The organism is Actinoplanes sp. NPDC048791 (assembly GCF_040650095.1).
Taxonomy (GTDB): Bacteria; Actinomycetota; Actinomycetes; order Mycobacteriales; family Micromonosporaceae; genus Actinoplanes.
Genome location: NZ_JBEZGQ010000721.1, coordinates 1 through 4,477, shown reverse-complemented (window position 1 = coordinate 4,477; position 4,477 = coordinate 1). Strand labels below are relative to the sequence as shown.

Below are 4,477 nucleotides of genomic sequence, written 5' to 3'. Positions count from 1 at the left end.
GCCGGCCTGCTCCCTCGGCGTCGGCGTTCGCCGCGTCGCCGGCCGAGACGGTCAACGCCTCGCCCAGCGTGGCCGTGGAGTCCACCGTCTCCCGCATGCGCTGCTCCCAGACCGTGCGGCAGTTGGTCAGTGACGCCGCGGCCAGCCAGCCGGGGTTGGCCTGCGCCGCGACGTCGCTGAGGTGGAACAGGGAGGCCAGCTTCTGTTTGGCCTCGTCGGCCAGCGTCCGCAGGTCGTCACCGGCCGTCGCCACCTGCTCCGGTCGCATCTCGATGCTCACGACCGCCTACCAGCTCTGCCGGGGCCGGACGATGACCACCCGCTGATCGCCCTCGACCACCTCGTTGGTCGGCAGCCGACCGTCCAGGCTGGCGTCGAGGCGGGAGGCGGTGTGCTGGGTGTAGTGCACGTCGCCGTCCGGGGTCACCGACGTGACGACCGCGGCGTGGTGGACGCCGCCCTCGGCGATGGGGCCGCCCGGCGCCGCCTGCTCCCAGTAGATGACGTCACCGGGCTGGGCGCCGGAGAGCGGGATCTCGCTGCCGCCGTTCTCCAGGAAGAAGTCGCGCTGCCGGTCCGACACCGTCCAGGCCGGGGTGTGGGTGTAGTCCCGGGCGTCGAGTGCGTCCCAGCCGGTCTGCACGCCCTGGCTCCAGCCGTCCTGGTACGCGCCGCCGAAGTCGTCCAGCTTCGGCGCCAGCCCGGCGGTGGACAGCGCGTACGAGACGAAGTTGGCGCAGTTGTTGTCGAAGATGTCGATGTCGCGGTTGAACGCGTTCTGTTGCGCCCAGCGCACCGCCTCGACCCGGTTGTAGCCGCCGTCGCCTTCCAGCCGGTTCTTGACGTCCTCCGGCAGACCCGGCAGGTCGTAGAGCTCGACCGGGACGGCCCGTTCGAACGCGGCCCGGTCCTGCGGTGGCAGGGCGTTCCACCAGGCGGCCACGGTCGCCGGGTCCTGGCCGATCGGCAGGGCCTCGGCCAGCAGCTCGACCTGGGAGCGGGAGGCGTCGGCCTGGACGTGGTCGACGGCCCAGTCCCGGTCGGTGTTGAACACCGCGGCGGCGAGCTCGTCGAGCTGGTTGCGGGCCTCCACGTCGATCCGGGTCGCCGAGTCGAGCGCCTCCCGGATCAGCGCGTCGGCCTCGCGGAGTGCCTCGGGCGGAGCTGTGCTGCCGGCCGGAGCGGTGACCCGCCCGTCGGCCTCGACGGTGAAGCCGTTGCGGCGGGCATAGTCCACGGCGGACTCCAGCGAACGGCGTATCGGGCCGATCGAGTCGTCCAGGCCGTACAGGATCGACACCACGCCGTGCATCGTGCCGGCGGCGGTCAGGTACGAGTTGGCCAGGGCGTCGAGCTTGGCGCCGGCCTCGGCGCCCACCTGGTCGGTCCAGTTCTCGGCGACCTTGGCCGAGCCCCGTTCGAAGATGCCGTTCGCGGCGTCCTCGGACTCGCGGGCGAGGGCGGCCCAGGTGTCGGCGGCCCGGCCCCACTCGTCCGGCCGGGCGGCGAGAAGGTTCTCGAAACTCACCATGACGGCACCGTAGGCCGGTTGCCACCACGGACTCCGGGTCTGGCAGCAAGCGGCCAGCCGGCCCGCCCGGCGGATCACGCCGGACAGGCCTGCCGGACCGCTCAGCGCTTGAGCGTGAAGGTGAAGTCGCCCGAGAGCCTGCCGGTCAGGCGGACCGCCGAGATGAGACATCCCTCGGCGAGCAGTCTCGCGACCTCGGCCCGGGAGAACCCGAAGCCGTCAGCGATCAGGCGCACCGGCCGGACCGGGATCGGCGCCGCGAAACGCACCGACACCTCGATCGCCTCGCCGTCCGGCTGGTCCGGTTCACCGGTGTCGAGGCGCCAGGCGCCGTCCCAGTCGAGGGCGACGCGGTTGCGGCGCCACACGAGCGGATCCTGGAGCAACTCGGCGGTCAGGCCGAGGTCGTTGTCGTGCAGCCGGTCCAGGATCTCCGGCCGGACGGAACGCACCGGCACGCGTTCGAACAGGGTGAGTTTGATGGTCTCCCCGCAACCGGTGCACAGCGCGAGGAGCCAGGCGTCGATGAGCTTGTGGTTGGCGTTGACCCGGAATTTGCCGCTCGCCCGGAAGCGCTGCGAGGCGCACCCGTGACAGCGGCGGATGACGAGGGGCAGGCGGGTGGGCACGACCACCCAGTTTCTGGACATGGAGATACACCGGTCCCAGTGAGAAGTCCGCAGCGAAAAGGCGCACGTCGCCCCGCGGCGACGCGCGATGAATCAGCGCTCAGGAGGTCTCACAGGACGTACAACGGCATGTCCTCACCGAGGAGACAGGGCGCGAGCACGGTAACGGCGTACGGACCCGCGCGGCCACCGGTTTTCCGGCAGCAGCCCTGGCAGTGCGTTGCGAGGTCAGGGCGAAGGACTACGGCCGTGATCGGTGCAGGCATCGGTGACGGTTCGAGTCCACACCTCAGGGTGGGTGAACCAGAAGTCGTGCGGTACGTCGGGCACGGTAGTGAACCTTCCACGGCGAATGAGCGCCGCGATCTGCGCCATGGACCACGGCGGGCAGGCTTCGTACGCTTCGGACCAGGTGCGGTCGCGCTGAGGACCCCTCCCGGCGATGCCGACGACCGCAGCCACCGCCTCCGGATGCTCGACCGCGTAGCGCACCGCGAGATCACAACCCCAGGAATGGCCCACTACGATCCAGGTCCTGACTCCGACCGCCGCACGGATGCCTTCAAGGTCGGCGATGGCGTCTTCCATGGTGTGCGGGCCACCACCTGAACGGCCGACGCCGCGCGGTTCGGGATACCAGGCGCGGTGGTTCCGCGGCGCAAGATCGTCTCGCTCCAGGTACTGCACACAGCCGGGACCACCGGTCAGGACGACGACGTCAGGACCGTGGCCCGTCACACCGACATGCAACGCTGTAGCGCCCAGGCGGATGATCTGCGACTCCATGGTCACGGACGCTACCAACGACGATCGGCCCGCTCGTGCCGCAAAGTGCCACTAGTACGCCGCCGGCAGGGTGACCGTCACGACCAGGCCGCCCTCGTCGCGCGGCACGGCGTGCACGTCACCGTCGTGGGCCCGGGCCACCGCGCGCACGATCGACAGGCCCAGCCCGACGCCCGGCCCGGCCAGCCGGTCGGTGCCGAGCCGGCGGAACGGCTCGAACAGGCCCGGCACCTCGTACCGCGGCACCACTGGTCCGGTGTTGCTGACCTCCAGCGTGGCCCGCCCGTCCTTGGCGTACGTGGCCACCCGCACCCAGCCGCCGGGCACGTTGTGCCGCACCCCGTTCTCGACGAGGTTCTGCACCAGCCGTTCCAGCAGCACCGGGTCGCCGACCGTGGTCGCCTCCGAGAGCTCGACCTGGATGTCGGTCCCGCTGACGTGCGAGGCGATGTCCGCCAGGTCCACGTACGCGCGCTCGGTCAGCTCGCGCTCCGAGCGGGCCAGCAGGAGCAGCCCGTCGATGAGCCGGCCGTGCCGGTCGTTGATCGCCAGCAGGGTCGTGCCGAGCTGCCGTACCTCCGGTGACGCCTGCTCCTGATGCAGGGCCACCTCCAGCAGGGTCCGGTTGAGGGTCAGCGGGGTGCGCAGCTCGTGCGAGGCGTTGGCGATGAACCGCCGCTGGCCGTCGAACGAGCGGTCCAGCCGGGTCAGCATCAGGTCGAAAGTGTCCGCCAGCTGCTTGATCTCGTCGTCCGGGCCGGCCAGCGCGATGCGCTCGTGCAGGCCCCGGTCGGCCGCCGGGGACTCGGCGATGCGGCGGGCGGCGTCGGTGATCCGGTGCAGCGGTTGCAGCATCCGCCCGGCGATGAGCCAGCCCAGCGCGATCGCGGCCGCCCCGACCACCAGCAGCGCGATGCCGCCCTGGGTGATGAGCGCGGACAGTGCGTCGTCGCGGGTGTCCTCGACGACCCGCTGGAAGATGACGTCGGGTTTCGCCGCGTCCGGCGGTGGCTGTCCGGCCATGCTGCCGCCGGTGATGAGGGCCTTGACGGGCAGCTGCTGCTTCACCAGGACGTAGGTGAAGCCCAGCATGACGACGCCCGCGGCCAGGAACAGGCCGCCGTACACCAGGGTCAGCCGGCCCCGCACGGTGAGTTTCATCCGATCCGATACCCCACTCCGGGCTCGGTGAGCAGCACCGGCGGGTTGCCGAGCTTGCGGCGCAACTTCAGGAGCGTCATCCGTACGGCGTGGGTGAACGGATCCGCGTTCTCGTCCCAGGCCTTCTCCAGCAGTTGCTCGGCCGAGACCGCCGTACCGTCGGCGCGCAGCAGCTCGGCCAGCACGGCGAACTCCTTGCGGGACAGCGGCACGTACCGTCCGTCGCGGAAGACCTCGCGCCGGTGCGGGTCCAGGCTGATCCCGGCCCGGCGCAGCACCGGCGGCGCGGCCGGTCGCGACCGGCGGTACGTGGCGCTGTCCCGCCAGGAGTTCGCCGTGCTGGGCGAGCTGCAGCGCGCCGCCGGGACGG

6 protein-coding genes are annotated in these 4,477 nt (G+C 71.4%); all 6 read right to left on the bottom strand.

Features of this window, described 5'->3' with window-relative positions; all coding sequences use genetic code 11:
- The coding region (locus AB0C29_RS35430) for a hypothetical protein (RefSeq protein ID WP_360829810.1) at nucleotides 1–280 on the bottom strand (280 nt) is incomplete at its 3' end.
- A 6-nt stretch (nucleotides 281–286) separates the two neighbouring features.
- Nucleotides 287–1,531, bottom strand: coding sequence for an amidase domain-containing protein (locus tag AB0C29_RS35425; RefSeq protein WP_360829807.1), 1,245 nt, complete (start codon nucleotides 1,529–1,531; stop codon nucleotides 287–289).
- A 101-nt stretch (nucleotides 1,532–1,632) separates the two neighbouring features.
- On the bottom strand, nucleotides 1,633–2,181 hold the full coding sequence (locus tag AB0C29_RS35420; RefSeq protein WP_360829804.1) for a DUF1062 domain-containing protein: 549 nt from the start codon (nucleotides 2,179–2,181) through the stop codon (nucleotides 1,633–1,635).
- Between the two features lie 207 nt (nucleotides 2,182–2,388).
- Nucleotides 2,389–2,946, bottom strand: a complete 558-nt coding sequence (locus AB0C29_RS35415) for an alpha/beta hydrolase (RefSeq protein WP_360829802.1) — start codon at nucleotides 2,944–2,946, stop codon at nucleotides 2,389–2,391.
- 51 nt (nucleotides 2,947–2,997) lie between these two features.
- Nucleotides 2,998–4,107 carry a HAMP domain-containing sensor histidine kinase gene (locus AB0C29_RS35410; protein ID WP_360829799.1) on the bottom strand — a complete coding sequence of 370 codons (1,110 nt, stop codon included), beginning with the start codon at nucleotides 4,105–4,107 and terminating at the stop codon, nucleotides 2,998–3,000.
- The coding region (locus tag AB0C29_RS35405) for a winged helix-turn-helix domain-containing protein (protein WP_360829796.1) at nucleotides 4,104–4,477 on the bottom strand (374 nt) is incomplete at its 5' end. The genes AB0C29_RS35410 and AB0C29_RS35405, both read right to left, overlap by 4 nt.